The organism is Candidatus Mycolicibacterium alkanivorans, from assembly GCF_022760805.1.
Taxonomy (GTDB): domain Bacteria; phylum Actinomycetota; class Actinomycetes; order Mycobacteriales; family Mycobacteriaceae; genus Mycobacterium; species Mycobacterium alkanivorans.
This window is the reverse complement of sequence record NZ_JAIVFL010000001.1, coordinates 2,985,873-3,012,809: the sequence shown is the minus strand read 5'-3', so window position 1 is coordinate 3,012,809 and position 26,937 is coordinate 2,985,873. Positions and strand designations below refer to the sequence as shown.

Sequence of the window (26,937 nt, the reverse complement as noted above, 5' to 3'; positions counted from 1 at the left end):
CCCGCGGCTATGAAGAAGTCCAAGGGTCTGTTCTATCTCGGGATCGCCGGGATCATCACCGTCGTGGTGGTGGCCATCGTGCTGATCACCATGGGCAGGGGCGGCGGATCGGGTGGCACCTCGGGATCGGGTGAGGGCGCCACCCGGATCACCTGCTACGGCGGATCCGAAAAAGGGGATTTCATCAACGACCCCGAGGTCAAGAAGATCCTGGCCGACAAGTACCGCCTCGAGGTCGACTTCATACCCAAGGGGTCCTACAAGCAGGTGCAGATTCCGCCCGACGAGCTCAAGTCGAACAAGATCGATTGCCTGTGGCCGTCCTCGGCCAGCGCCCAAGCGATCTTCGAAGGGTCCGGCTACAGCAAGGCTTTCGGCAACGATTACGAAGCGGCATCCGTGCTGCAGTCTCCGGAGGTGCTGTACGCCAACCAGGAGGCGGCCGACGGCCTGAAGCGGAGCCGGATCGTCGAGGAACGCGACAACGTCGATTACATCGTCGATTTCCGACGCCTGCTCGAGGACTACCTGCTGCCCGGCAAGTCATGGTCGGATCTCGGTGTGTCGCTGCCGGCCGGGCCCGTGCTGATCAACAGCAGCGATCCGGCGACGTCGAACTCGGGCATGACGCTGGCGCAGCTCGAACTCGCTACCGTCGCATCGGGGAATCCGTACCAACCCGCGAGCACCGCGCAGGCCGGCGCCGCCCTCGGGAAGGTCAAGGCGCTCATCGAAGCCCAGGGGCTGATGCGGACCGGTTCGGACAGCGCGTTCGAGCAATGGGTCATCCAGCAGACGGGCGGGTTACTCGCCGGTTACGAGAACCAGCTGCTGAACTGGATCACGACCCGCAACGGCGGCGCCGTCCCGCCGGGGATCGTCACGCTCTACCCCGAGCCGACGATCTTCAACGATCACCCGATCCTTGCCCTGACACCGGCCGGGCGGGGATTGATTCCGGCGGTGCAAGACGACGCCATTCAGGATATCGCCTGGAAGCGGTACGGATTCCGTTCCGGCACAAGGGTTGTCGAACAGATCTTTCCCGGCGTGACCGTGCCCCCGACGCACACCGTGAAGAAGACCCAGGCCCCCGGCTACGCTGTCACCAAACTGCTGTTGGACTGCTTCGTCAACAACCAGTGCTGAGCCGGATCGCCGGACGTCAGGAATCGCGGACTTCCTCGGCCGCGTCCGGGCACGTCTGTAGGTGCGGCGGTTAGCATCTGCAGTCGATGGCAGCTGCTCCGGACGAGACGGCCTTGATCGCGGCGCTGCGCGCACGCGACGAAGCGGTGTTCGCCCAACTCGTCGATCAACACTCGCCGGCGCTGTTGCGGGTGGCGCGGGGATATGTCTCCAGCCGCGAGATCGCCGAGGAAGTGGTGCAGGAGACATGGATCGCGCTGCTTAAGGGTATCGACAAGTTCGAGGGCCGATCATCTTTGCGCACTTGGCTTTTCACGGTGATGATCAACATCGCCAAGACGCGCGGCGTCCGGGAGCGTCGCGGCGACGACGCCGAGATCGCAGCGTTCACCGGCGGTACCGTTGACCCGGCACGGTTCCGCCCGGCCGGGCAGCGGTGGGCCGGGCACTGGAAGAGCAGTGAGCAGCCCTCGCCATTTCCCGACACCCCGGAGGGGTCGGTGTTGGGGCGCGAACTCGTCGACGTCGCGCGCGCCGAACTGGACAAGCTGCCCGAGCGGCAACGGCAGGTGGTGACCATGCGAGACATGCTGGGATTCGACTCCGGCGAGGTGTGTGAACTGCTGGACATCAGCGTGGCCAACCAGCGGGTGTTGCTGCACCGGGGCCGCGCCGCGGTGCGCAAGGCGCTGGAAGACTATCTGGCGGGATGCGCATGAGAACCCTGGACTGCAACGAGCTCGTCGAGTTGGTGACCGCCTACCTCGACGGCGCACTCGACCTCGACACCCGGGAACGCTTCGACCTGCACCTTGCCGAGTGTGACGGCTGCGAGAACTACCTGGAGCAGTTCCGCAGCACGGTGCGTACCCTGGGCAGAATCGAGGAATCCGACCTCGACCCGGACTTCCGCAATCGGCTGCTCGACGCCTTCCGCGACTTCCGGGACTGAGCGGGGAATCAGGTGGGCGGTGCCGAGGTGCTGCGGGGGCTGGCCCGCGGTCACCACCCTGTCCCGTTTGTCCTGACCCAGGCCGGGAACACACCGGCTGACCCCGACGTTAGCATTTTCGTGGCTATTCGAGACCTCTCCGCAGCGGACTTCAACGACACCGTCACTGGCAACGACATCGTGCTGGTCGACTTCTGGGCGTCCTGGTGCGGTCCGTGCCGCGCCTTCGCGCCGACCTTCACCGCCTCCTCGGAGAAGCACCCCGATGTCGTGTTCGGCAAGGTCGACACCGAGGCCGAGCAGCAGCTCGCGGCCGCCGCGGAGATCCGGTCCATCCCGACCCTGATGGCCTTCAAGAAGGGCACGCTGGTCTTCAACCAGGCCGGCGCGCTTCCGCCCGCCGCGCTGGAGGATCTGATCCGGCAGGTCAAGGACTTCGACGTCGACGCGGCGATCGCCTCTCAATCCCACGCCGAAGACGTCTGAGGGCCCGCACGCGATAGCGTGCAACGGTGATTCGAGACTCTGGTTTCATCGTCGACGCCGTGGAAGCCGAACGGATCGGTCTGGTGTCGCGGCAGGTTCCGGCCGAGGACCTGCTTCCGGGCTGCTCTGAGATGGCCGCACGCATCGCGGCGTTCTCGCGCCCCGGGACCGAATTGACCAAGCGGACGCTGTGGAGCGGGTTGGACGCCAGTACCCTGGAGGGGCATATGCAGGCCGAGGGCCTCGGGCAGCTCTACGTGCGCCTGCCTACCGCCAATTTCGAAGAGGCGGTCGCCGCGCGTGCCGGGAAGCGCGTCCGGTCTTCATCGACGACAAATAGCCACAGGAGAGCAGCGCCGTGATAACCGCAACGGACCTCGAGGTCCGCGCCGGGGCGCGCACGCTGCTGCTTGCGGAAGGTCCTGCGCTGCGGATCCAGCCCGGCGACCGCATCGGTCTGGTCGGACGCAACGGCGCAGGCAAGACCACCACCATGCGGATCCTGGCCGGTGAGGGTGAGCCCTTCGCCGGAACGGTGATTCGCAGCGGCGACGTCGGCTATCTGCCGCAGGATCCACGCGAGGGCGACCTCGATGTCCTCGCCCGCGACCGGGTACTCTCGGCGCGCGGTCTGGACACCCTGCTGGCCGACCTGGAGAAGCAGCAGGTGCTGATGGCCGAGGTGGTCGACGACGCCGCTCGCGACAAGGCGGTGCGCCGTTACGGCCAGCTCGAGGAGCGCTTCGCCGCTCTGGGCGGCTACGCCGCCGAGAGCGAGGCCAGCCGCATCTGCGCCAGCCTGGGCCTGCCCGACCGGGTGCTGACCCAGGCGCTGCGCACCCTGTCCGGTGGTCAGCGCAGGCGGGTCGAGCTGGCTCGGATCCTGTTCGCCGCCAGCGACACCGGCGCTGGATCGGCCACGACGCTGCTGCTCGACGAGCCGACCAATCATCTCGACGCCGACTCGATCGGCTGGCTTCGTGACTTCCTCAAGGCGCACACCGGCGGTCTGGTGATCATCAGCCACAACGTCGAACTGCTGGCCGAGGTCGTCAACCGGGTGTGGTTCCTCGACGCCGTGCGCGGCGAGGTCGACGTCTACAACATGGGCTGGCAGAAGTACCTCGACGCGCGAGCCACCGACGAGCAACGCCGCCGCCGCGAGCGCGCCAACGCCGAGAAGAAGGCGTCGGCGTTACGTGTCCAGGCCGCCAAGATGGGGGCCAAGGCCACCAAAGCCGTTGCCGCCCAGAACATGTTGCGCCGCGCGGAGCGGATGATGGCGTCTCTCGACGATGAGCGGGTTGCCGACAAGGTCGCCAAGATCCGCTTTCCGACACCCGCCCCGTGCGGGCGCACCCCGCTGGTGGTCAAGGGACTGACCAAGAACTACGGCTCGCTGGAGGTGTTCACCGGGGTGGACCTGGCGATCGACCGCGGTTCACGCGTGGTGGTCCTCGGTCTCAACGGCGCGGGCAAGACCACCCTGCTGCGGCTGCTGGCCGGCGCCGAAACCCCCGACGCCGGGGGCCTGGAACCCGGGCACGGTCTGAAGATCGGTTATTTCGCACAGGAACACGACACCCTCGACAACCTCGCGACGGTGTGGGAGAACATCCGCCACGCCGCCCCCGACACCGGCGAGCAGGAGTTGCGCAGCCTGCTGGGCGCGTTCATGTTCAGCGGTCCGCAGCTCGACCAGCCGGCCGGCACGCTGTCCGGCGGTGAGAAGACCCGGCTGGCGCTGGCCGGGCTGGTGGCCTCGACGGCCAACGTGCTGCTGCTCGACGAGCCGACCAACAACCTCGACCCCGCCTCCCGTGAGCAGGTTCTCGACGCGCTGCGCAGCTACCTCGGTGCGGTGGTGCTGGTCACCCACGATCCCGGCGCCGCCGAGGCCCTGGAGCCGCAGCGTGTCGTGCTGCTGCCGGACGGGACCGAGGATCACTGGTCAGAGGACTACCGGGATCTCATTGAACTCGCCTGAGTTCGGCGATCTGATTGACCTCGCCTGACTATTGGCGCTGGCGCACCGATTCCTCGACGACGTCGAGGACCGCAGACAGCCGTCTGGGATCATCGCCTGCGGCCAGCCGAGCCACCAGCCCGTCGAGCACTAGGTCGAGATAGCACTGCAGCACGTCGCTTGGCACGTCGTCGCGCAGCCGGCCCGCCTGCTTCTGGCGCAGCAGCCGGTCACTGGTTGCCGCCGACAGCTCCGCTGAACGCTCGGCCCACCCGCGGTGGAACGCCGGGTCGTTGCGCAACTTGCGGGCGATCTCCAATCGCGTGGCCAGCCAGTCGAATTGGTCGGGTGCGGCCAGCAAGTCGCGCATCACCTGGATCAGACCCTCACGGGAGGCGACCTCGGCCATCCGCTCGGCGTCCTCCCGGGCCAACTCGAAGAACAGCGTGTCCTTGTCGCGGAAGTGGTGGAAGATCGCACCACGCGACAAACCGATGGTCTGCTCGAGCCGGCGAACGGTCGCCTTGTCGTACCCGTACTGGGCGAAGCAGCGCCGTGCGCCGTCGAGGATCTGGCGGCGGCGGGCCGCCAGATGATCCTCGCTGACCCGGGGCATGTCCTTTCGATCGCGTCCGGTTAACCGGCGCGCAGCATGTTGCGCAGCACGTACTGCAGGATGCCGCCGTTGCGGTAGTAGTCCGCCTCGCCGGGGGTGTCGATGCGGACCACGGCGTCGAACTCCACCGCGGAGCCGTCGGCCTTGGTTGCCTTGACGTGCACCGTCTTCGGGGTCTTGCCCTTGTTGAGTTCCTCGATCCCGGTGATGTCGTAGACCTCGGTGCCGTCCAGCTTGAGCGAGGCCGCCGATTCGCCGGCGGGGAACTGCAGCGGGATGACGCCCATGCCGATCAGGTTGGAGCGGTGGATGCGCTCGAAGGACTCGGTGATCACCGCCCGCACACCCAGCAGGCTGGTGCCCTTGGCCGCCCAGTCGCGCGACGAGCCCGAACCGTATTCCTTGCCACCGAGCACGACCAGCGGAATACCTTGTGCCGCATAGTTTTGCGCGGCGTCATAGATGAACGCCTGCGGGCCGTCCGGCTGGGTGAAGTCCCTGGTGTAGCCGCCGGAGACGTCGTCGAGCAACTGGTTGCGCAGCCGGATGTTGGCGAAGGTGCCGCGGATCATCACCTCGTGGTTGCCGCGCCGCGACCCCAGCGAGTTGAAGTCCTCCGGCTTGACCCCGTTGGCCTCCAGGTACTGCGCGGCGGGGGTGCCCTTCTTGATGCTGCCCGCCGGCGAGATGTGGTCGGTGGTCACCGAATCGCCAAGCAGGGCAAGGACTCTGGCGCCCTTGATGTCGGCCACCGGCTGCGGTTCGGCGGGCATCCCGTCGAAGTACGGGGGTTTGCGCACGTAGGTGGAGGCGTCGTCCCACTCGAAGGTGTTGCCCGCCGGCGTCGGCAGGTTCCGCCAGCGCTCGTCGCCCTTGAACACGTCGGCGTAGCTGCTGGTGAACATGTCCCGGCTGATGGAGGAGGCGATGGTGTCGTCGATCTCCTTCTGCGCCGGCCAGATGTCCTTCAGGAAGACGTCGTTACCTTCGGAATCCTTGCCCAGCGGATCGGACTCGAAATCGAAATCCATGGTGCCCGCGATGCCGTAGGCGATCACCAGTGGCGGCGAGGCGAGGTAGTTCATCTTCACGTCGGGGGAGATGCGCCCCTCGAAGTTGCGGTTGCCCGAGAGCACCGCGGTGACACTGAGGTCGTTGTCGTTGATGGCCTTCGAGATCTCCTCGGGCAGCGGGCCGGTGTTGCCGATGCAGGTGGTGCAGCCGTAGCCGCCCAGGTAGTAGCCGAGCTTCTCCAGGTACGGCCACAGGCCGGCCTTGGTGTAGTAGTCGGTGACCACCTGCGAGCCGGGCGCCATGTTGGTCTTGACCCACGGCTTGGAGGTCAGCCCCTTTTCGACGGCCTTCTTGGCCAGCAGCGCCGCACCCAGCATCACCGACGGGTTCGAGGTGTTGGTACAGGAGGTGATTCCGGCGACCACGACGGCGCCGTGGTCGAGCACGAAGTCGCCGTGCTCGGCCGAGCGAACCTGGACCGGCTTGCTCGGCCGGCCCTCGGCGCCGTTGGCGGCCGACGGGCGGACGTCGACCGCGCCGTCGTCGGCGAACGACAGCGCCACCGAGTCGCTGGCCGGGAAGGACTCGTCGACGGCCTCGTCGAGCTTGGTCTCCGGCGCCGGGCGGTTCTCCTCGACGTAGTTGTGGATGTCCTTGCGGAACGCGTTCTTGGCGTCGGTCAGCTCGATGCGGTCCTGCGGGCGCTTGGGCCCGGCGATGGAGGCCACCACCGTGGACAGGTCCAGCTCGAGGTACTCGGAGAAGACCGGTTCCTTGTCGGGGTCGTGCCACATCCCCTGGGCCTTGGCGTAGGCCTCGACCAGAGCCACCTGCTCGTCGCTGCGGCCGGTCAGTCGCAGATAGCTGATGGTCTCTTCGTCGATCGGGAACATGGCTGCGGTGGAGCCGAACTCGGGGCTCATGTTGCCCAGCGTGGCGCGGTTGGCCAGCGGCACCTCGGCCACACCCTTGCCGTAGAACTCGACGAACTTGCCCACCACACCGTGCTTGCGCAGCATGTCGGTGACGGTGAGCACCACGTCGGTGGCGGTCACGCCCGGCTTGATCGCACCGGTGAGCTTGAAGCCGACGACGCGGGGGATGAGCATCGACACCGGCTGGCCCAGCATGGCGGCCTCGGCCTCGATACCGCCCACACCCCAGCCCAGCACGCCCAGGCCGTTGACCATCGTGGTGTGGCTGTCGGTGCCCACACAGGTGTCTGGGTAGGCCACCCCGTCGCGCACCATGGTCACCCGGGCCAGGTACTCGATGTTGACCTGGTGCACGATCCCGGTGCCCGGCGGCACCACCTTGAAGTCGTCGAAGGCGCCCTGGCCCCAGCGCAGGAACTGATAGCGCTCGCCGTTGCGCTGGTACTCGAGTTCGACGTTGCGCTCGAAGGCGTCGGGGCCGCCGAAGAAGTCCAGGATCACCGAGTGGTCGATCACGAGTTCAGCGGGGGCCAGCGGGTTGACCTTCTCGGGATCGCCGCCGAGCTGGGTCACGGCCTCGCGCATGGTGGCCAGGTCGACGATGCACGGCACGCCCGTGAAGTCCTGCATGATCACCCGGGCCGGGGTGAACTGGATCTCGATGCTCGGCTCGGCCGAGGGATCCCAGTTCGCGATGGCCTCGATGTGGTCTTTGGTGATGTTGGTGCCGTCCTCGGTGCGCAGCAGATTTTCGGCGAGCACCTTGAGGCTGTAGGGGAGTTTCTCGGTGCCGGGTACCGCGTCGAGGCGGTAGATCTCGTAGCTGTTGTCGCCGACCTTCAGGGTGTCGCGCGCGTGAAAAGAGTTCAGGGATGATTTCGTCGAATTATCGCTGCTCACATCAACTCCCGGCGTTGGTGATGATGTCGACGGGCTGTGCCGACATCCGGCTTGATACTAACAGTACGGTTGTCCTGCTAAGCGGGCGGTCCGCGTCCGAACCCGGCGGCGGTCCCGGCTGTCCAGTCTTGTCTTCCTCGGCGCGCGGTGCCACCCCCGGTCGCGGTGCGCGGTACGGTCTGGGATCGTGACGATTCCGCACGCGCCGATCTTCGTCCCGGTGGAGGTGTGCAGCAGCGTCGGCCTCGACCCGGCGACGCCGCTGGATCAGTGCATGAACACGGTCCAGGCCGACGTGGCCAGGGACGGCGTCGCCGCGCCGGCCGCCGATGTCGCCGGACTGCAGAAGGTGGTCGAGGGAGCCAGGGCGCACGGCATCGACCTCAAGGTCGTCGTGATGGAGAAGAGCCCGCCGATCGACACTCCGCTGCGCGATGTGGCCACCGAGATCGGCCACGCCAATCCGGGTTCGACGGTGCTGGTGCTCAGTCCCGGTTGGGCCGGCACCTACAGCACGACCTACGACCGGGTGCTGCTCGAGGCCGGCCAGGACGTGGCCAAAACCGCCCCCACCCCGGTGGTCGGGGCGCAGGCATTCGTCGACCAGTTGCAAACGCCCGACTTTCCCTGGATGGGACTAACCATTGCGCTCGTCCTCGGGGTCGCATCAGCGGCGGTATTGGCGCGAGTTCTGCAGCTGAAGGCGAAGCGATCACGAAATAGTAAAACCGCTACCGAGCTGGTCAAATAGCCTATTTTGGCAAATCAATAAGATTACTATTCGGCAACATCCCGTAAATGACAAACATGTAATTCTCGCCTGTAGTTTCCTCTGCGACAAGTGTGACGTACGGTGCAAATGACGCCACTGGTATTGATGTGACTGATGTGACATCAGTGAATGGGCGTGACTGTATGTGTCAAGCAAAGGGGACCAGAGTCGAATGAGAAGTTCCGATCGCGGCTCTCTTTTCCAACCGGCCCGCCGAATCGCCAAGCCGATGTGCCCGTTGGTGCTCACCGTCGCCGTCATCCTGAGCACGCCGGGGCTGGCGCTCGCCGAGCCGCAGCCCGCACCGAACACCCTCGCGGCACTCGTCGCTGACGTCGCCGAAGCCAATCAGCGCCTGCAGGACGTGGGCGCCAAGGTCCAGGCCGAGCAGGAGGCCGTCAACAAGGCGCTCGTCGAGGTGCAGGAGGCGCGCGATGTCGCCGCCACCGCCCGGCAGCAGGTCGATGCCAGCGGCCAGGCCGTCAAGGACGCCGACGCGGCCATCACCGCGGCGCAGAAGCGGTTCGACACCTTCGCAGCGGCCACCTACGTCAACGGTCCGGCGGGCGCGCTGGTGATGGCCACCAATCCCGACGAGATCATCTCCACCGCGACAGCCGGCCAGACCCTGGCGGTCAGCGCCGAGCAGGTGATGACCGACCTGCGACGGGCGCGTACCGAACAGGTCAATAAGGAATCCGCGGCCCGGCTGGCCAAGCAGAAGGCCGATGACGCCGTCGTCGCCGCCGAAGCCAGCCAGAACTCGGCCGTCTCGGCACTGACCGAGGCGCAGAAGACGTTCCGGGACCAGCAGGCCCAGATCGACCGGCTCGCCGCCGAGCGCAAGACCGCCCAGCAGAAGCTCGACGCCGCGCGCGAGTGGTCGGCTCCGGCCGGCGGCCCCGCCGCCGTGCCGCAGTCCGCCGCGGCCGGCGCCGGCACGTCGGGGGACCGCTGGGATCCGGCCGCCCCCGGCGCCAGTGCCGCGCCGGGGGACGCCAAGGTGCCCTACGGCAAGGCCTCCGAATGGGACCTGACCCTGCCCGCGGTGCCGAGCGCTTTTGTCTCCGGTGACCCGATCCAGATCATCAACGCGGTCCTTCAGATCGCGTCGAGCTCGATGCAGGTCACCCAGCAGCTCGGCAAGAGCTTCCTGCAGCAGCTCGGCATCCTGAAGCCCACCGACACCGGGATCACCAACGGTGCGATCCCGTTCGTCTACGGCTCGACGGCCGTCGAGTACGTCATCAAGCGGGGCATGTCACAGATCGGCGTGCCGTACTCCTGGGGCGGTGGCACCGCGGCCGGCCCCAGCAACGGCATCGACAGCGGAGCCGGAACGGTCGGGTTCGACTGCTCCGGGCTGATCCTCTACGCGTTCGCCGGGGTCGGCATCAAGCTGCCGCATTACTCGGGCTCGCAGTACAACATGGGCACCAAGATCCCGACGTCGCAGATGCGCCGCGGTGACGTGATCTTCTACGGCCCGGGCGGCAGCCAGCACGTGACCCTCTACCTGGGCAACGGCCAGATGCTCGAAGCCCCCTACACCGGCTCGACGGTGAAGGTTTCGCCGGTGCGCACCAGCGGCATGACACCATTCGTCGTCCGCTACATCAACTAGCGACGGAGCTGTTTCCATGTCCCGCAATGCTTCTCGACGGCTCCGCGCGGTCGGGACGGTCCTGACCGCACTGGTACTGGCGTTGGGTTTCGCCAGTCCGGCGAGCGCCGACCCCGGCGAGTGGGATCCGACGCTGCCCAAGGTCCTGAGCGCAGGCGCGCCTGGCGACCCCGTCGCCATCGCCAACGCCTCGCTGCAGGCGACCACCCAAGCCGCCCAGGCCACCGTGGACATGGGCCGCAAGTTCCTGGCCGGTCTCGGGATCGGCGGCAGCGGGTCGCGCATGGCACTGCCCGGGGGCCGGGTCAGCGGACCGCAGGCCATCGAGTACGTGATCGCCCGCGGCGCGTCCCAGCGCGGCGTGCCCTACTCGTGGGGCGGTGGCGCGGTCAACGGCCCCAGCGCAGGTGTGGACGAGGACGCCGGCAAGCTGGGCTATGACTGCTCGGGCTTCACCCGCTACGCCTTCGCCGGTGTCGGCGTGCTGCTGCCCAAGTACTCCGGCGACCAGTACAACGCCGGCCGGCACGTGCCGCCCTCGCAGGCCAAGCGCGGCGATCTGATCTTCTACGGGCCCGGCGGCACCCAGCACGTCACGATCTACCTGGGTAACGGGCAGATGCTCGAGGCGTCGTCGGCGGCCGGCCAGGTGACCGTGAGCCCGGTCCGCACCGCGGGCATGACGCCCTACCTGACCCGCGTCATCGAGACCTAACGTCGAGTCGACGATGCCGCCGCGCAGCGGTGGAGGAGGAGCGAGACAGTTCCACGCGTCGAGTCGACGATGCCGCCGCGCAGCGGTGGAGGAGGAGCGAGACAGTTCCACGCGTCGAGTCGACGATGCCGCCGCGCAGCGGTGGAGGAGGAGCGAGACACGGCTACCCGAGCCCTAGGCTCCCGACGCGCCAGCGAACGGGGCACGTCGACGGATTCCGGAACGCCTGGAATAGTTGTGTGAGGGCGGGCCCGGTGCGACGGCGCAGCCCGAGGAATCCAACAGCTGTGGAGGAAGTCGATGACGTCACCAGGTGGGTCACCCGCGGGCCCCGGGGGTTTTGCCGGCCCGAGCGGAGCCCCAGTGCCACCGCCGTCCGGCGGTAACGGGCTGGCCGGTGAGGTCCACACCCTGGAACGCGCGATCTTCGAGGTCAAGCGCATCATCGTCGGCCAGGATCTGCTCGTCGAACGTATCCTCGTCGGACTGCTGGCCAAGGGCCACGTGCTGCTCGAAGGCGTGCCCGGCGTGGCCAAGACGCTGGCCGTGGAAACCTTCGCCCGCGTCGTGGGTGGCACCTTCGCCCGCATCCAGTTCACGCCCGACCTGGTGCCCACCGACATCATCGGTACGCGCATCTACCGCCAGGGCCGCGAGGAGTTCGACACCGAGTTCGGTCCGGTGATGGTCAACTTCCTGCTCGCCGACGAGATCAACCGCGCCCCGGCAAAGGTTCAGTCCGCCCTGCTTGAGGTCATGGCCGAGCGCAAGATCTCCATCGGCGGCAAGGACTACCCGCTGCCCAAGCCGTTCCTCGTGATGGCGACTCAGAACCCGATCGAGAACGAGGGCGTCTACCCGCTGCCCGAGGCGCAGCGCGACCGCTTCCTGTTCAAGATCAACGTCGACTACCCGACGCCGGAGGAAGAGCGCGAGATCATCTACCGGATGGGTGTCACGCCGCCGGAGCCCAAGCAGATCCTCGACACCGGCGACCTGCAGCGCCTGCAGGGGGTGGCCGCCAACAATTTCGTCCACCACGCGCTGGTCGACTACGTGGTGCGCGTCGTGACCGCCACCCGCCGCCCCGAGCAGTTCGGCATGAGCGACGTCAAGTCCTGGGTGGCATTCGGCGCCTCTCCGCGCGCCTCGCTGGGCATCATCGCCGCCGCCCGCGCGCTGGCGCTGGTGCGCGGGCGCGACTACGTCATCCCGCAGGACGTCATCGACGTGATCCCCGACGTGCTGCGCCACCGGTTGGTGCTGACATACGACGCGCTGGCCGACGACGTCAAGGCCGAGACGGTGATCAACCGCATCATGCAGACCGTCGCGCTGCCTCAGGTGAATGCTGTTCCGCAGCAGGGACATTCGGTTCCCCCCGTAGTTCCCGCCGCGGCAGGTAACAACGGTCGGTGAGTGAGTCCGAGACCGTCCACCCGCCGTCGTTTGAGCGCGGTGAGATCGGTGACGCCAAGCTGTCGGCCGCGCTGCGGACCCTCGAGCTGACCGTCAAACGCAAGCTCGACGGGGTCCTGCATGGCAACCATCTCGGCCTGATCCCCGGCCCCGGCTCGGAGCCGGGGGAGTCGCGGCTCTACCAGCCCGGCGACGACGTGCGGCGGATGGACTGGTCGGTGACCGCCCGCACCACCCACCCGCACGTGAGGCAGATGATCGCCGACCGCGAGCTGGAGACCTGGCTGGTGGTCGACATGTCGGCCAGCCTCGACTTCGGCACTACCGGCTGCGAAAAGCGCGATCTGGCCGTGGCGGCCGCCGCGGCCATCGCCTACCTCAACAGCGGCGGCGGCAACCGCATTGGTGCCGTGATCGCCAACGGTGACCAGGTCATTCGGGTGCCGGCGAAGTCCGGTCGCCAGCACGAGCAGACCCTGCTGCGCGCCATCGCGACCTCGCCGCGGGCCCCGCTGGGCGTGCGCGGCGACCTGGCTGCGGCCATCGACGCACTGCGCAGGCCCGAGCGCAGGCGCGGCATGGCGGTGGTGATCAGCGACTTCCTCGGACCGATCAACTGGATGCGTCCGCTGCGGGCGATCGCCGCACGCCACGAGGTGCTCGGTATCGAGGTACTGGACCCCCGCGACGTCGAGCTGCCCGATGTCGGTGATGTGATCCTGCAGGACACCGAGTCCGGCGTCACCCGCGAATTCACCATCGACGAGCAGCTGCGCGACGACTTCGCCCGGGCCGCGGCGGCCCACCGCGAGGAGGTCGCGCGCACGCTGCGCCGGTGCGGAGCGCCCCTGATGACCCTGCGGACCGACCGCGACTGGATCGCCGACATCGTGCGGTTCGTCGCCTCGCGTCGCCGCGGCGCCCTGGCGGGCAGCCAGTAAGCCAACCCAGAATGACAGGTCTGTTATGACATTGCCGTTGCTCGGGCCGATGACGCTGTCCGGCTTCGCACATCCGTGGTTCTTCGTGTTCCTGCTGATCGTGGCCGCGCTGGCCGGGCTGTACATCATCGCCCAGTTCGCCCGCCAGAAGCGGATCCTGCGGTTCGCCAACATGGAACTGCTGGAAAGCGTTGCGCCCAAACGACCCAACCGCTGGCGACACCTGCCGGCGATCCTGCTGATCGCGTCGCTGGTGTTGTTGACCGTCGCCATGGCCGGGCCTACCCACGACGTGCGCATCCCGCGTAACCGCGCGGTGGTCATGCTCACGATCGACGTCTCGCAGTCCATGCGCGCCACCGACGTCGAGCCGAGCCGGCTGGCCGCCGCGCAGGACGCCGCCAAGCAGTTCGCCGACCAGCTCACCCCCGGCATCAACCTCGGTCTGATCGCCTACGCCGGCACGGCCACCGTGCTGGTGTCGCCCACCACCAACCGCGACGCCACCAAGGCCGCGATCGACAAGCTGCAGCTGGCCGACCGCACCGCCACCGGCGAGGCGATCTTCACCGCGTTGCAGGCCATCGCCACGGTCGGCGCCGTCATCGGCGGCGGGGACACCCCGCCGCCGGCGCGCATCGTGCTGATGTCGGACGGTAAGGAGACTGTGCCGTCCAACCCGGACAACCCCAAGGGCGCCTTCACCGCCGCGCGCACCGCCAAGGACCAGGGTGTGCCGATCTCCACGGTGTCCTTCGGCACCCCCTACGGCTACGTCGACATCAACGACCAGCGCCAGCCGGTGCCGGTCGACGACGCGATGCTCAAGAAGATCGCCGAGCTCTCCGGCGGCAACGCCTACAGCGCCTCCAGCCTGCAGCAGCTCAAGGAAGTGTTCACCTCGCTGCAGAACCAGATCGGCTACGAGACCATCAAGGGCGAAGCCAGCACCGGCTGGCTGCGGCTGGGTTCACTGGTGCTGGCGCTGGCCGCGCTGGCGGCGCTGCTGATCAACCGCCGCCTGCCCGGCTGATCTCTTGTGGATTCGGCGCGCTTGCGTTCGGTCAGCGACGGTTATCGCGCCGAAATCGCCGATGGGCGATTTCGGCGCGGCCGACGTGAGGCACTAAGTTGACGGGCATGACCGGTACCGCCACTACTGATACGGCCTCCAGCGCCGCGGCCGGCAGGCCGCCGTTTGTCTCCCGTTCGGTCCTGGTCACCGGCGGTAGCCGGGGGATCGGCCTGGCGATCGCGCAGCGGCTGGCGGCCGACGGGCACAAGGTGGCCGTCACCCACCGCGGCTCCGGCGCGCCCGAGGGGTTGTTCGGGGTCGAGTGCGATGTCACCGACAGCGACGCCGTCGACCGCGCCTTCAGGGCGGTCGAGGAGCACCAGGGTCCCGTCGAGGTGCTGGTTTCCAACGCCGGCATCGCCAAGGACGCCTTCCTGATGCGGATGACCGAAGACCGGTTCACCGATGTCATCGACACCAACCTCACTGGGTCGTTCCGGGTGGCCCAGCGCGCCTGCCGCAGCATGCAGCGCAATCGGTTCGGCCGGATCATCTTCATCGGTTCGGTGTCCGGGATGTGGGGGATCGGCAACCAGGCCAACTACGCGGCCGCCAAGGCCGGCCTGATCGGCATGGCCCGATCGATCTCCCGCGAGCTGTCCAAGGCCGGCGTCACCGCGAATGTGGTGGCACCGGGCTACATCGACACCGAGATGACCCGTGCACTCGACGAGCGGATCCAGGCGGGTGCCCTGGACTTCATTCCGGCCAAGCGGGTCGGCACCGCCGAGGAGGTCGCCGGGGCGGTCAGCTTCCTGGCGTCCGAGGACGCCAGTTACATCGCCGGTGCGGTGATCCCGGTCGACGGCGGCATGGGGATGGGCCACTAACTAGCGGCTGGCCACCACGAACTGAGCGCCACTGGTAGAGACAAGGACTGATATGGCAGGGCTTCTCGAAGGTAAGCGGATCCTCGTCACGGGGATCATCACCGACTCGTCCATCGCGTTCCACATCGCCCGCGTCGCCCAGGAGCAGGGCGCGCAGATCGTCTGCACCGGATTCGATCGGCTGCGGCTGATCCAGCGGATCATCGACCGGCTGCCCAGCCCGGCGCCGCTGCTCGAGTTGGACGTGCAGAACCCCGAGCACCTCGACACCCTGGCCGACCGCATCACCGGGGTGATCGGTGAGGGCAACAAGCTCGACGGTGTGGTGCACTCCATCGGTTTCATGCCGCAGACCGGGATGGGCATCAACCCGTTCTTCGACGCGCCCTACGAGGACGTCTCCAAGGGCATCCACATCTCGGCCTATTCCTACGCCTCGCTGGCCAAGGCCACCCTGCCGATCATCAACCGCGGCGGCGGGATCGTCGGGATGGACTTCGACCCCACCCGCGCGATGCCGGCCTACAACTGGATGACAGTGGCCAAGAGCGCGCTGGAGTCGGTGAACCGGTTCGTCGCGCGCGAGGCAGGCAAGTACGGTGTGCGCTCCAATCTCGTTGCAGCAGGGCCGATCCGGACGCTGGCGATGAGCGCGATCGTCGGCGGTGCGCTCGGCGACGAGGCCGGCGCGCAGATGCAGCTGTTGGAAGAGGGCTGGAATCAGCGCGCCCCGCTGGGTTGGGACATGAAGGACCCGACCCCGGTGGCCAGGACCGTCTGCGCACTGATGTCGGAGTGGTTGCCCGCCACCACCGGAACGGTCATCTACGCCGACGGTGGCGCCAGCACGCAGCTGCTGTAGATGATGTCCCCCGGCCCGGTCGACGCGCTGTTGGTCCTGTCGTTCGGCGGACCGGAAGGCCCCGAGCGGGTGATGCCGTTCCTGGAGAACGTCACCCGGGGGCGCGGCATACCGCCGGAGCGGCTGGCCGGTGTGGCCGAGCACTACCTGCATTTCGGTGGCGTCTCGCCGATCAACGGCATCAACCGCGCGCTGATCGACGAGATCCGCGCCGAACTGGCCGACCGCGGCGAAGCGCTGCCGGTGTACTTCGGCAACCGCAACTGGCACCCGTTCGTCGAAGACGCCGTCGCCGCCATGGCTTCCGACGGGATTCGGCGCGCCGCGGTGTTCACCACCTCGGCCTGGGGCGGCTACTCCGGGTGCGCCCAGTACCAGGAAGACATCAGCCGGGCCCGGGCTTCCGTCGGCCAGGGCGCACCCGAACTGGTCAAGCTGCGCCAGTTCTTCGACCATCCGCTGCTGGTGGAGATGTTGGCCGAAGCGGTCACCGATGCCGCCGCCACGCTGCCGGAGCCGTTGCGCGACAGCGCAAGACTGGTTTTCACCGCGCATTCCATCCCGGTGCGCGCGGCCAACCGGTGCGGTCCGGACCTGTATTCCAGGCAGGTCGGCTACACCGCGGGTCTGGTGGCCGCGGCGGCCGGTTACGGCGACTACGACCAGGTGTGGCAGTCGCGGTCCGGTCCGCCACCGGTGCCGTGGCTGGAACCCGATGTGGCCGAACATCTTTCGGATCTAGCCGAATCGGGCACCAAAGCCGTCATCGTCTGCCCGGTCGGTTTCGTCGCCGATCACATCGAGGTTGTCTGGGACCTCGACAACGAGTTGCGCCAGCACGCCGAGCACCTCGGGATCGCGATGGCCAGGGCGTCGACGCCCAATGCTCAGCGCCGGTTCGCCAGACTGGTGCTCGGCCTGCTCGACGAACTGCGTGACGGCGGTGTGCCGCTGAGAGTGGTCGGCGGCCAACCCGTTCCAGGTTACGGCTCCAGCGTCAACGGCCAGTTCTGCACGCCCGAGTGCGTGGCCACCGCCGCTGCCGCTGCTAGTGCCAGGCCGACTCCAGGATCGCGTTGACCGCCGCAATCCGCGCCGAACGCACGACACCGGCCAGTGGCCGCAGCGCCTCGTCGGCGATCTGAGCCGCCGAGGCACTCTGGGTACCGATCGGCATCAGCCCCGAACTGACCGTGATGATCGCATCGACACGGGCAGCGTTCTCCAGCACGCGAAGCGCCCGGGCGGGCGCGTGGTCGGGAGCGCGATGGTGCCTGTTCGTCTCGAGCACCTGCTCGACAAGTCCACGCGGATCGTCCACTGCACCCGAGGAGCCCAGCTGCAGAGCGCTCAGCGCCTCGGCGGCCGAGCGCACCGCCGAACGCAGCGTGTACTCCGCCTCGCCGAGATCGAGATGGTCCAGCAGCGGAGTGGAGGGCAGCGAGTAGACCGTCCACGACAACGCGCACAGTTCGGGAACCCGGTCGCCGTCGGGGAGCTCGTCGTCGGTGTCGTCGTACTCGAAATCCGGCACCAGCCCGACGGCTTCGGCGTCCGGACCGGTGATGATGATCGCCTCGCCGGAGTTCAGCGCGTCACGCTGGAACTGGGTTCCCGCCGCCAGGCCCCGGACGTCGCCGGGAACCGGTAGCACAAGCCCGATCCCGGGCCGTGCAGGCCAGGCGATGTCGGCCCGCCGTCCCGCAGCGGTACGCAACGTCTGCAGCAGCGACATCGCGCCCGCGTCATCGACATCGGGCCACGGCAGACCGGTGCGGCCGGCCGCCACTGAATCGTAAGCGGTCACGGAATGCGTTGGCGCCCTGGCGGATAACGCATCCAGGACGTCATCGGGCGCAGCCCGACCAGCTAGCCAGGCGTTGGCCCACGTCGACAGCGAAGCACTCGGGCACCACATGATGCTCGCAGTGTAGTAGTTCTCGGCTGAACCAGCCGTCTGCAACCGCACCGGCGTTTCCCGCGATATCCTGGCGACATGCCCGCGGCGCTGATCTGGCTAGTGTTCGCCCTGGGTCTTGCCGGTGCCGAGGCGCTGACCGGCGACATGTTCCTGTTGATGCTCTCCGGCGGCGCACTGGCGGCCGCCGGGTCGAGCTGGCTGCTGGACTTGCCGGTGTGGGCCGACGGCGCGGTGTTCCTGGTGGTCTCGGTGCTTCTGCTGGTGCTCGTCCGCCCGGCGCTGCGCCGCAAGCTCACCGCGGGCAAGGGGCTGCCTGAGCCGGTCAAGGCACTGGAGGGCAAGCACGCCCTGGTGCTCGGCCGGGTGTCGCAGCATGACGGCCAGGTGAAGCTCGACGGCGAGGTCTGGACGGCCCGTCCCTACAACGACAACGACGTGTACGAACCGGGCGACCAGGTCACCGTCATGCACATCGACGGCGCCACCGCCGTGGTCTGGAAGAACGAGTGAGAAGTCAGGCACAACCCGCTAAGGAGAACCCGTTATGGACGGTGCCATAGCCGGCCTGGTGCTGCTGGCGGTGCTGGTGATCTTCGCCATCATCGTCGTCGCCAAGTCCGTCGCCCTGATCCCGCAGGCCGAGGCCGCCGTGATCGAGCGGCTCGGCCGGTACAGCAAGACGGTCTCGGGGCAGCTGACGCTCCTGATCCCGTTCATCGATAAGATCCGCGCACGGGTAGACCTGCGCGAGCGGGTGGTGTCTTTCCCGCCTCAGCCGGTGATCACCGAGGACAACCTCACCGTCAACATCGACACCGTCGTCTACTTCCAGGTGACCAACCCGCAGGCGGCCGTCTACCAGATCAGCAACTACATCGTGGGTGTGGAGCAGCTCACCACCACCACGCTGCGCAATGTGGTCGGTGGCATGACGCTGGAGCAGACGCTGACCTCACGCGATCAGATCAACGGGCAGTTGCGCGGCGTGCTCGATGAGGCCACCGGCCGCTGGGGCCTTCGGGTGGCCCGCGTCGAACTGCGCAGCATTGACCCGCCGCCGTCGATCCAGGACTCGATGGAGAAGCAGATGCGCGCCGACCGCGAGAAGCGCGCGATGATCCTCACCGCCGAGGGCAGCCGGGAGGCGTCGATCAAACAGGCCGAGGGCCAGAAGCAGGCACAGATCCTGGCCGCCGAGGGGGCCAAGCAGGCCGCGATCCTGGCCGCCGAGGCCGACCGGCAGTCCCGGATCCTGCGGGCCCAGGGCGAGCGCGCCGCGCAGTACCTGCAGGCGCAGGGCCAGGCCAAGGCCATCGAGAAGACTTTCGCCGCGATCAAGGCCGGGCGGCCGACGCCGGAGATGCTCGCCTACCAGTACCTGCAGACCCTCCCGCAGATGGCGAAGGGCGAGGCCAACAAGGTGTGGCTGGTGCCCAGCGACTTCGGGTCGGCGTTGCAGGGGTTCACCAAGCTGCTCGGCGCACCGGGCGAGGACGGGGTGTTCCGCTACCAGCCCTCGCCGGTCGAGGAGGACCTGCCCAAACCGGAGGACGATTCCGCCGAGGTCGCCGACTGGTTCAACACCCAGACCGATCCGGAGATCGCGCAGGCGGTGGCCGCCGCCGTGGCCGACGCGCGTTCGTCGGTCGACGACCTCGCCCCGCCCACCCAAGTGAGCCTCCCGCCCGTGATGGCCTATCCGCCGCTGACCGAGCAACAGGCTCCGCCGTCGCAGTACGCACCGCAGCCGCCGTCGGCACCGCGGCACGGCTCGACCGGGGGCTAGGGCGTGCGCAGCCGGTGGTGACGGCGGTGCTGACGCACCTCGATGACCAGGCCGGCGACGCCCAAGGCGGCGGTGCACAGCGACACCAGGACGAGCAGCGGGCTGACGTTGCCGGTCAGCGCGTCACCGAGCACGACGACCGCGGAGGTGCCGGGCAGCAGACCGACCAGGGTGGCCAGCAGGTAGGGCACCAGGCGTACCGCCGAGGCGCCGGCCGCGTAGTTGAGCACCGAGAACGGCACCGCGGGGATCATCCGCAGCGACAGGATCGCCGGCCACCCGCGGGCCCGTAGCCGCGCATCGACCGACTCGACGGCGGGGTGGCTGACCAACCCGTTGAGTCGCCAGCCCAGCGCGCGCACCAGCAACAGCGCGATGACGGCGCTGAGCGTGGAGGCCACCACGGCGATCGCGATGCCCGGCGCCGGGCCGAACAGCAGACCGGCCGCCAGGGTGAAGGCGGTGCGGGGAAACGGGAACACCGTGACGACGACATGCGCACCCAGGAACGCCAGCGGGAACCACGGGCCGACCGACGTGGCCCAATCGCGCAGCTGCACCGCGGTGGGCAAGGGCACCAGAAGCGCCACCGCGACGAGCATCACAGCGGCAGCCGCGGCGGCGATGATGCGTCTGCGGGGCACCTGACGAGCCGTGGCCACTACCGCCGCGACCACGTTGCGCAGCGCGCTGGGAGCCTTCGACGTCACGTTTACCAAGATTACGGGCCCTTTGTGACCTCTCCGCGGACGCAAAGCGAATTTCCGCAGTGCCGGACCGCACTCGCCGGAGGTCATCATTTAGCCTGAGTAGCTGACGGTGTATCGCCCCATAGGCTGCAAGCTGCGACAACAGGAGTTGCCGGTGTCCGTAGAGGCGGAGGAGGAGCGCGCCCGCTGGCGCGCCGCGGTGGCCGGTGTGCTGGCCAAGAGCAGCCGCCGTGATCCGGCCGAGCTGGGCGAGGAACCGGAGCGCCTGCTCGACTCGCCCACCTACGAAGGCTTTCCGATCCGGCCCCTCTACACCGCGCTCGACGCCTTGCCCGAACCGCCGCTGCCCGGCACCTGGCCGTTCATCCGCGGCGGTGACGCGCACCGCGACGTGATCGCCGGATGGAAAGTGGCCGAGGCGTTCCCGTCCCCGGACTGCACCGGTGCGGTGGCCGACGGCAACGCAGTCGTTCTGGGCGCGCTCGCAGACGGGGTCAGCGCGCTGGTGTTACGGGTGGGTGCAACCGGTGTGGCGCCCGCCGACCTGGACCGCCTTCTTGAGGGTGTCTACCTGGACCTGGCACCGGTGCTGGTGGACGCCGGCGCCGACTTCGGGGCCGCCGCCACGGCGATTCTGGCCCTGGTGGCCGGCGCCGAGGACTCCGCGCGCGCCTCGATGTCGATCGACCTCGGTGCCGACCCGCTGACCGCGCCACTCAGCGGCCGCGATGCGCCCGCCGTCGACGAGGTGGTGGCACTGGCGTCCAGCCTGGCCGGCAAGCCCGGGGTGCGGGCGGTGACCGTCGACGGTGCCGCATTCCACAACCGGGGTGCCAACGCGGCGTGGGAGCTCGCCGGGGCGCTTGGTGCCGCCGTGAGCTACGTGCGGCTGCTGGTCGAGGCCGGCCTGGGCGCCGCCGGGGCGTTGCGCCAGATCAGCTTCCGGCTGGTCGCCGATGACGACCAGTTCATGGCCATCGCGAAATTCCGTGCCGCACGCCAACTCTGGGCCAGGGTCGCCGATGTGCTGGGGGAGCCTGACAGCGGGACGACGACGCTGCACGCGGTCACCTCGGTGCCGATGATGACCCAGCGCGATCCCTGGGTGAACATGCTGCGCACCACACTGGCCGCCTTCGGCGCGGGCGTCGGGGGGGCCGACACCGTCCAGGTGTTGCCGTTCGACGTGGCGATTCCCGGTGGTTTCCCCGGCATCAGCGCGGGATTCTCCCGTCGCATTGCGCGTAACACGCAACTGCTGCTGCTGGAGGAATCGCACATCGGCCGGGTGCTCGACCCCGCCGGCGGCTCCTGGTACGTCGAAGACCTCACCGAAAGCCTTGCCGCACAAGCCTGGTCGCAGTTCCAGGCGATCGAGGCCGATGGCGGGTTCCTTGAGGCGCGCGACCACGTCGCCGAGCAGATCGAGCAGGTGCGCGCGCGCCGTGCCGACGACATCGCCCACCGCCGCACCGCGATCACCGGTGTCAACGAGTTCCCGAACCTCGCCGAACCGCCACTGGCTGCGGCGCCGTCGGACACCGTCGCCCGCTACGCGGCCGGCTTCGAGGCGCTGCGCGACCGCTCCGATGCGCACCTGGAGCGCACCGGTGCCCGGCCCGCCGTGCTGCTGCTGCCGCTGGGACCGCTGGCCGAACACAACATCAGGGCGACGTTCGCGGCGAATCTGTTGGCGTCCGGCGGAATCGAAGCCGTCAACCCCGGAACCGTCGACGCCGGGGCGGTGGCCGACGCGGTTCGCGCCGCCGGTTCCTCGGTGGCCGTCATCTGCGGCACCGACGCCCGGTACGGCACCGATGCCGCCGGGATCGTCGAGGCTGCCCGCGCCGCGGGCGTCGAACAGGTACTGCTGGCCGGTCCGGAAAGGGCCGTCGCCGACGTGCCCGCCGACGCCCGTCCCGACGGCTATCTGACCGCGAAGATCGATGCGGTCGAGGCGCTTTCGTCCCTGCTCACCCGATTGGGGGCCTGATCATGACTACGAGCGCAACCGGAACGGTACCGAGCTTCGCCGAGGTACCCCTGCACGGCGATCGGGTCGGCGTTGCTCCCACCGAATCCGATGTGACACAATACATCTCGGATGCCGCGACCGCCCACGGCTACGTCGCCGATCAGCTGGAGTGGCAGACGCCGGAGGGCATCGCGGTCAAGCCGGTCTACGTCGGCGCCGACCGCGCGGCGGCGGCGGCTGCGGGCTATCCGCTCAACAGCTTCCCGGGTGAGCCCCCGTTCATCCGCGGCCCCTACCCGACGATGTACGTCAACCAGCCGTGGACCATCCGTCAGTACGCCGGGTTCTCCACGGCCGCCGACTCCAACGCGTTCTACCGCCGTAACCTGGCGGCCGGCCAGAAGGGCCTGTCGGTGGCGTTCGACCTGGCCACCCACCGCGGCTACGACTCCGACCACCCGCGGGTGCAGGGCGACGTCGGCATGGCCGGGGTGGCGATCGACTCCATCCTCGACATGCGCCAGCTCTTCGACGGCATCGACCTGTCGGCGGTGTCGGTGTCGATGACCATGAACGGCGCGGTGCTGCCGATCCTCGCGCTCTACGTGGTGGCCGCCGAGGAGCAGGGTGTGCCACCGGAAAAGCTCGCCGGGACCATCCAGAACGACATCCTCAAAGAGTTCATGGTCCGCAACACCTACATCTATCCGCCGAAGCCCTCGATGCGGATCATCTCCGACATCTTCGCCTACACCAGCGCCAAGATGCCGAAGTTCAACTCCATCTCGATCTCGGGTTACCACATCCAGGAAGCCGGTGCGACAGCCGATCTGGAGCTGGCCTATACCCTGGCCGACGGGGTCGACTACCTCAAGGCGGGCCTGGCTACCGGTCTGGACATCGACAAGTTCGCACCCCGGTTGTCGTTCTTCTGGGGTATCGGGATGAACTTCTTCATGGAGGTGGCCAAGCTGCGGGCGGGCCGGCTGCTGTGGAGCGAGCTGGTGGCGCAGTTCGGCGCGAACAGCGCCAAATCGCTGTCGCTGCGGACCCATTCGCAGACCTCCGGCTGGTCGCTGACCGCCCAGGACGTCTTCAACAACGTCGCGCGAACCTGTATCGAGGCGATGGCCGCCACCCAGGGCCACACTCAGTCGCTGCATACCAATGCCCTCGACGAGGCGCTGGCGCTGCCCACCGACTTCTCGGCGCGCATCGCCCGCAACACCCAGCTGCTGTTGCAGCAGGAGTCCGGCACCACCCGGCCGATCGACCCGTGGGCCGGTTCCTATTACGTGGAGTGGCTGACCCACGAGCTCGCACAGCGGGCCCGCGCCCACATCGCAGAGGTCGCCGAGCACGGCGGCATGGCGCAGGCGATCAGCGACGGCATCCCCAAGCTGCGTATCGAGGAGGCCGCCGCCCGCACACAGGCCCGCATCGACTCCGGCCAGCAGCCGGTGATCGGCGTCAACAAGTACCGGGTCGACGAGGACCAGGACATCGAGGTCCTCAAGGTCGAGAACAGCCGGGTGCGCGCCGAGCAGCTCGCCAAGCTGGCAGAACTGCGGGCCAGCCGCGACCGGGCTGCCGTCGCGGCCGCCCTGGCCGAGCTGTCCCGGGCGGCCGCGGCGCACGGCCAAGCCGGCGAGGACGGGCTGGGCAACAACCTGTTGGCCCTGGCGATCAACGCCGCCCGGGCCAAGGCCACCGTTGGGGAGATCTCCGGCGCCCTGGAGAAGGTCTACGGCAGACATCACGCCGAGATCCGCACCATCGCCGGGGTCTACCGCGACGAGGTCGGGAAGGCCCAAAACCTGAGTACCGCAACAGAATTGGTGGAGAAGTTCGCCGAGGCCGACGGCCGCAGGCCCCGCATCCTGGTCGCCAAGATGGGTCAGGACGGCCACGACCGCGGACAGAAAGTCATCGCCACGGCCTTCGCCGACATCGGGTTCGACGTCGATGTTGGTTCGCTGTTCTCCACTCCGGAGGAGGTTGCACGCCAGGCCGCCGACAACGACGTCCACGTGGTGGGGGTGTCCTCGCTGGCCGCCGGCCACCTGACGCTGGTGCCGGCGCTGCGCGACGCGCTGGCCGAGGCGGGCCGGCCCGACATCATGATCGTTGTCGGCGGGGTCATCCCGCCCGGCGACTTCGACGAGCTCTACTCCGCTGGAGCCACCGCGATCTTCCCGCCGGGCACCGTCATAGCCGATGCCGCCGTCGACCTGCTGCACAAGCTGGCCGGCCGGCTGGGCTACGACCTGTCCTGATGACCGACGGACCCGACGTCGCAGCCCCGGCAGAGGCCATCCGCACCGGTGATCGCGCGGCGCTGGCCCGGGCCATCACCCTGGTGGAGTCGACGCGGGCCGATCATCGCGAGCAGGCCCAGCGGCTGCTGCTGGAGCTGATGCCCGACGCCGGCAAGGCCCTGCACGTCGGGATCACCGGCGTGCCCGGGGTGGGGAAGTCGACCACCATCGAGGCGCTGGGGATGTACCTGATCGATCAGGGGCACCGCGTCGCGGTGCTGGCTGTCGACCCGTCCTCCACCCGTACCGGTGGTTCCATCCTGGGCGACAAGACCCGGATGGCGCGGCTGGCCGTGCATCCGGACGCCTACATCCGGCCGTCGCCGACCTCGGGAACCCTGGGCGGGGTCGCCAGGGCGACCCGGGAGACGATCGTGCTGCTCGAGGCCGCCGGCTACGACGTCATCCTGGTGGAGACCGTGGGCGTGGGACAATCCGAGGTTGCGGTGGCCAACATGGTGGATACCTTCGTGTTCCTGACCCTGGCCCGCACGGGCGATCAGCTGCAGGGCATCAAGAAGGGCGTGCTGGAGCTGGCCGACATCGTGGTCGTCAACAAGGCCGACGGCGAGCACCTCAGCGAGGCCAAGGCCGCCGCCCGCGAGCTCTCGGCGGCGATCCGTCTGATCTATCCGCGCGAAACACTGTGGCGCCCGCCGGTTTTGACGATGAGCGCGTTGGACGGCACGGGTCTGAGTGAGATGTGGGACACCGTGTTGAAGCACCGAGAGGTGCTGACCGCCGCCGGTGAGTTCGACGCCAGGCGCCGGACCCAGCAGGTGGACTGGACGTGGTCGATGGTCCGTGACGCGGTACTGGACCGGGTACTCACGCACCCGGCGGTCCGGACCATGAGGGCGGAGATCGACCGGCAGGTGCGCGAGGGCGAACTCACCCCGGCCCTGGCCGCCCAACAGATCTTGGAAGCCGCTGAGCAGCGAAGTTAACAGATCGGCAACATTGTCCACAGCGCTCGCGCGCAGCCGCTGATGGCTTCATCGGCATGGCTGCGCTGATCCGGCTCGGGGCCGCGGAGGCCCGCCGGCGCGGGTTCCGGCCGGTCGAGGAGTTTGCAGCGCCGTTTGCGCCCGACGCGGCGGATGTGATTGCGCTCTAATTAGCCCGGCGCCTGGTTTCGTGGCGGCGGTCGCCCGTACCACCCTGCCTTCTTCGCGGGTCAGTGCCTCGTCCGAGCGCGCCTGCGGGACGTTTCGGCGTGTCGCGCGTGGTCGGCGTGTCGCCCTTCTCCGGCCCTCGGACAACCGCCTCGCCAGGCCCCTGACGCGGGCTCCAGCTAACTTCGGCCGAAGGTTCGATTCGGCCATCTGGGCAGTGACTAGCGTCACTGCAAGCATTATTTAGACCCCTCGAAGTGAAATGAAGGACGCAACTACGCCAATTACTGGCCGCTGTCCTGGGGCTTATCCAATAACATTTGCTGACCGCTGGATGTGGGCGGAAATTTGCGGGTATCTGCCATGATTCGGTGCGGCTTTATCTATTCTTGGCTGCACCTGATAGGTGCCTGAGACACCCCTCTTAACCTATTCTCAGGTCAGTAGCCATATGGTGCCTGGCCCAATGGAATCCCCAGGCGGCAGCCTGACAAGAACCTGAGTGGCAATAGCGGAAACTCTCAGGAAGGTCTAGTTTGGGCCCAGTGGTGCGGCGGCTCAATTATCACTGGCAGCCAATAGATGAGCCGCCTGGGCGCGTAATTCACTCGCGGAATTTACCCCAGTGATGATTCCGGTGATTAGCTATTTGCTAGCCGCGCCGACGGCAATTCGGTCCAAGATTGCGGTGGAAAACCCACTGCAACTTCCCCCGACGCCCGCCCAGTGCCCATCGGGGCCCGCGATGCTGGCCGACTCGTGCCCGCAGTCAGGTTAAATCCCCTGTACAGGCCATGTTTTCCCGGATCCGGGCGCCATATCGCGGTCGACATTTTGCTTGAAGTTGCGCAAAGCT

General features: G+C 68.0%; 23 protein-coding genes and 1 pseudogene. 20 read left to right on the top strand and 4 right to left on the bottom strand.

Translation table 11 applies throughout. The features are described from left to right. Positions 1–9 precede the first annotated feature (9 nt). The 6 genes and pseudogenes from K9U37_RS14745 to K9U37_RS14720 all read left to right on the top strand — a co-directional run bounded on the left by K9U37_RS14745 (position 10) and on the right by K9U37_RS14720 (position 4,574). Positions 10–1,149, top strand: a complete 1,140-nt coding sequence (locus K9U37_RS14745; protein WP_243072314.1) for a hypothetical protein — start codon at positions 10–12, stop codon at positions 1,147–1,149. Between the two features lie 86 nt (positions 1,150–1,235). Continuing rightward, on the top strand, positions 1,236–1,868 hold the full coding sequence (locus K9U37_RS14740; protein WP_243072313.1) for an RNA polymerase sigma factor: 633 nt from the start codon (positions 1,236–1,238) through the stop codon (positions 1,866–1,868). Further along, complete coding sequence (locus tag K9U37_RS14735; protein WP_372489574.1) at positions 1,865–2,101, top strand: anti-sigma factor family protein; 237 nt, start codon at positions 1,865–1,867, stop codon at positions 2,099–2,101. Before K9U37_RS14740 ends, K9U37_RS14735 begins: the two co-directional genes overlap by 4 nt. A 120-nt stretch (positions 2,102–2,221) precedes the next feature. Further along, on the top strand, positions 2,222–2,587 hold the full coding sequence (trxA, locus tag K9U37_RS14730) for a thioredoxin (RefSeq protein ID WP_243072311.1): 366 nt from the start codon (positions 2,222–2,224) through the stop codon (positions 2,585–2,587). Between the two features lie 47 nt (positions 2,588–2,634). Then, positions 2,635–2,927 (top strand): annotated as a pseudogene (locus tag K9U37_RS14725) (enoyl-CoA hydratase); the annotation flags it as partial. An 18-nt stretch (positions 2,928–2,945) separates the two neighbouring features. Next, entirely contained in the window at positions 2,946–4,574 is a 1,629-nt protein-coding gene (locus K9U37_RS14720) for an ABC-F family ATP-binding cassette domain-containing protein (protein WP_243072310.1), read from the top strand. A 28-nt stretch (positions 4,575–4,602) separates the two neighbouring features. Here the strand turns inward: K9U37_RS14720 and K9U37_RS14715 are convergent, their stop codons facing one another. Together K9U37_RS14715 and K9U37_RS14710 are read right to left on the bottom strand one after the other, a co-directional pair. Beyond that, entirely contained in the window at positions 4,603–5,169 is a 567-nt protein-coding gene (locus K9U37_RS14715) for a TetR/AcrR family transcriptional regulator (RefSeq protein WP_243072309.1), read from the bottom strand. A gap of 20 nt (positions 5,170–5,189) precedes the next feature. Then, positions 5,190–8,018 (bottom strand): aconitate hydratase, encoded by a 2,829-nt coding sequence (locus K9U37_RS14710; protein ID WP_243072308.1) that lies wholly within the window; start codon positions 8,016–8,018, stop codon positions 5,190–5,192. A 187-nt stretch (positions 8,019–8,205) separates the two neighbouring features. Between K9U37_RS14710 and K9U37_RS14705 the strand changes: the two genes are divergently transcribed. The 9 genes from K9U37_RS14705 (at position 8,206) to K9U37_RS14665 (ending at position 17,336) form a co-directional block, all read left to right on the top strand. Further along, positions 8,206–8,769 (top strand): Rv1476 family membrane protein, encoded by a 564-nt coding sequence (locus K9U37_RS14705; protein ID WP_243072307.1) that lies wholly within the window; start codon positions 8,206–8,208, stop codon positions 8,767–8,769. A 193-nt stretch (positions 8,770–8,962) separates the two neighbouring features. Beyond that, positions 8,963–10,414: an NlpC/P60 family peptidoglycan endopeptidase RipA gene (gene ripA / locus K9U37_RS14700; RefSeq protein WP_243072306.1), complete on the top strand. Its 1,452-nt coding sequence runs from the start codon at positions 8,963–8,965 to the stop codon at positions 10,412–10,414. 16 nt (positions 10,415–10,430) lie between these two features. Next, positions 10,431–11,129: an NlpC/P60 family peptidoglycan endopeptidase RipB gene (gene ripB, locus K9U37_RS14695; RefSeq protein WP_243072305.1), complete on the top strand. Its 699-nt coding sequence runs from the start codon at positions 10,431–10,433 to the stop codon at positions 11,127–11,129. 300 nt (positions 11,130–11,429) lie between these two features. Continuing rightward, positions 11,430–12,548: a chaperone MoxR1 gene (moxR1, locus tag K9U37_RS14690; RefSeq protein ID WP_243072304.1), complete on the top strand. Its 1,119-nt coding sequence runs from the start codon at positions 11,430–11,432 to the stop codon at positions 12,546–12,548. Continuing rightward, on the top strand, positions 12,545–13,489 hold the full coding sequence (locus tag K9U37_RS14685; protein WP_243072303.1) for a DUF58 domain-containing protein: 945 nt from the start codon (positions 12,545–12,547) through the stop codon (positions 13,487–13,489). Before moxR1 ends, K9U37_RS14685 begins: the two co-directional genes overlap by 4 nt. A 25-nt stretch (positions 13,490–13,514) precedes the next feature. Further along, the gene (locus K9U37_RS14680) at positions 13,515–14,522 is read left to right on the top strand and encodes a VWA domain-containing protein (RefSeq protein ID WP_243072302.1); all 1,008 of its coding nucleotides are present in this window, start codon (positions 13,515–13,517) and stop codon (positions 14,520–14,522) included. 107 nt (positions 14,523–14,629) lie between these two features. Continuing rightward, entirely contained in the window at positions 14,630–15,394 is a 765-nt protein-coding gene (fabG1, locus tag K9U37_RS14675) for a 3-oxoacyl-ACP reductase FabG1 (RefSeq protein ID WP_243072301.1), read from the top strand. Between the two features lie 52 nt (positions 15,395–15,446). After that, entirely contained in the window at positions 15,447–16,256 is an 810-nt protein-coding gene (gene inhA / locus K9U37_RS14670; RefSeq protein ID WP_243072300.1) for an NADH-dependent enoyl-ACP reductase InhA, read from the top strand. 3 nt (positions 16,257–16,259) lie between these two features. Further along, positions 16,260–17,336: a ferrochelatase gene (locus tag K9U37_RS14665; RefSeq protein ID WP_243073389.1), complete on the top strand. Its 1,077-nt coding sequence runs from the start codon at positions 16,260–16,262 to the stop codon at positions 17,334–17,336. Here the strand turns inward: K9U37_RS14665 and K9U37_RS14660 are convergent. Further along, positions 17,305–18,174, bottom strand: coding sequence for an Rv1486c family protein (locus tag K9U37_RS14660; RefSeq protein ID WP_243072299.1), 870 nt, complete (start codon positions 18,172–18,174; stop codon positions 17,305–17,307). The two genes, K9U37_RS14665 and K9U37_RS14660, sit on opposite strands and share 32 nt — an antisense overlap. Before the next feature lie 78 nt (positions 18,175–18,252). Between K9U37_RS14660 and K9U37_RS14655 the strand changes: the two genes are divergently transcribed. Together K9U37_RS14655 and K9U37_RS14650 are read left to right on the top strand one after the other, a co-directional pair. Beyond that, a complete protein-coding gene (locus K9U37_RS14655) occupies positions 18,253–18,687 on the top strand; it encodes an NfeD family protein (protein WP_243072298.1) in 435 nt (144 codons plus the stop codon). A 34-nt stretch (positions 18,688–18,721) separates the two neighbouring features. After that, on the top strand, positions 18,722–19,963 hold the full coding sequence (locus K9U37_RS14650; protein WP_243072297.1) for an SPFH domain-containing protein: 1,242 nt from the start codon (positions 18,722–18,724) through the stop codon (positions 19,961–19,963). Here K9U37_RS14650 and K9U37_RS14645 read toward each other — a convergent pair. Further along, positions 19,960–20,673, bottom strand: coding sequence for a TVP38/TMEM64 family protein (locus K9U37_RS14645; protein WP_243072296.1), 714 nt, complete (start codon positions 20,671–20,673; stop codon positions 19,960–19,962). The genes K9U37_RS14650 and K9U37_RS14645 overlap by 4 nt on opposite strands. A gap of 154 nt (positions 20,674–20,827) precedes the next feature. On the opposite strand from K9U37_RS14645, the gene mutA reads away from it, so the two are divergent. From mutA to meaB, 3 genes are read left to right on the top strand one after another with little or no spacing between them, the layout of a single operon-like run. Further along, positions 20,828–22,666, top strand: coding sequence for a methylmalonyl-CoA mutase small subunit (gene mutA, locus K9U37_RS14640; protein ID WP_372489523.1), 1,839 nt, complete (start codon positions 20,828–20,830; stop codon positions 22,664–22,666). Positions 22,667–22,668: 2 nt separating this feature from the next. Further along, on the top strand, positions 22,669–24,924 hold the full coding sequence (gene scpA / locus K9U37_RS14635; protein ID WP_243072295.1) for a methylmalonyl-CoA mutase: 2,256 nt from the start codon (positions 22,669–22,671) through the stop codon (positions 24,922–24,924). Then, positions 24,924–25,913, top strand: coding sequence for a methylmalonyl Co-A mutase-associated GTPase MeaB (gene meaB, locus K9U37_RS14630; protein ID WP_243072294.1), 990 nt, complete (start codon positions 24,924–24,926; stop codon positions 25,911–25,913). The genes scpA and meaB overlap by 1 nt, the downstream gene beginning before the upstream one ends. Positions 25,914–26,937 lie beyond the last annotated feature (1,024 nt).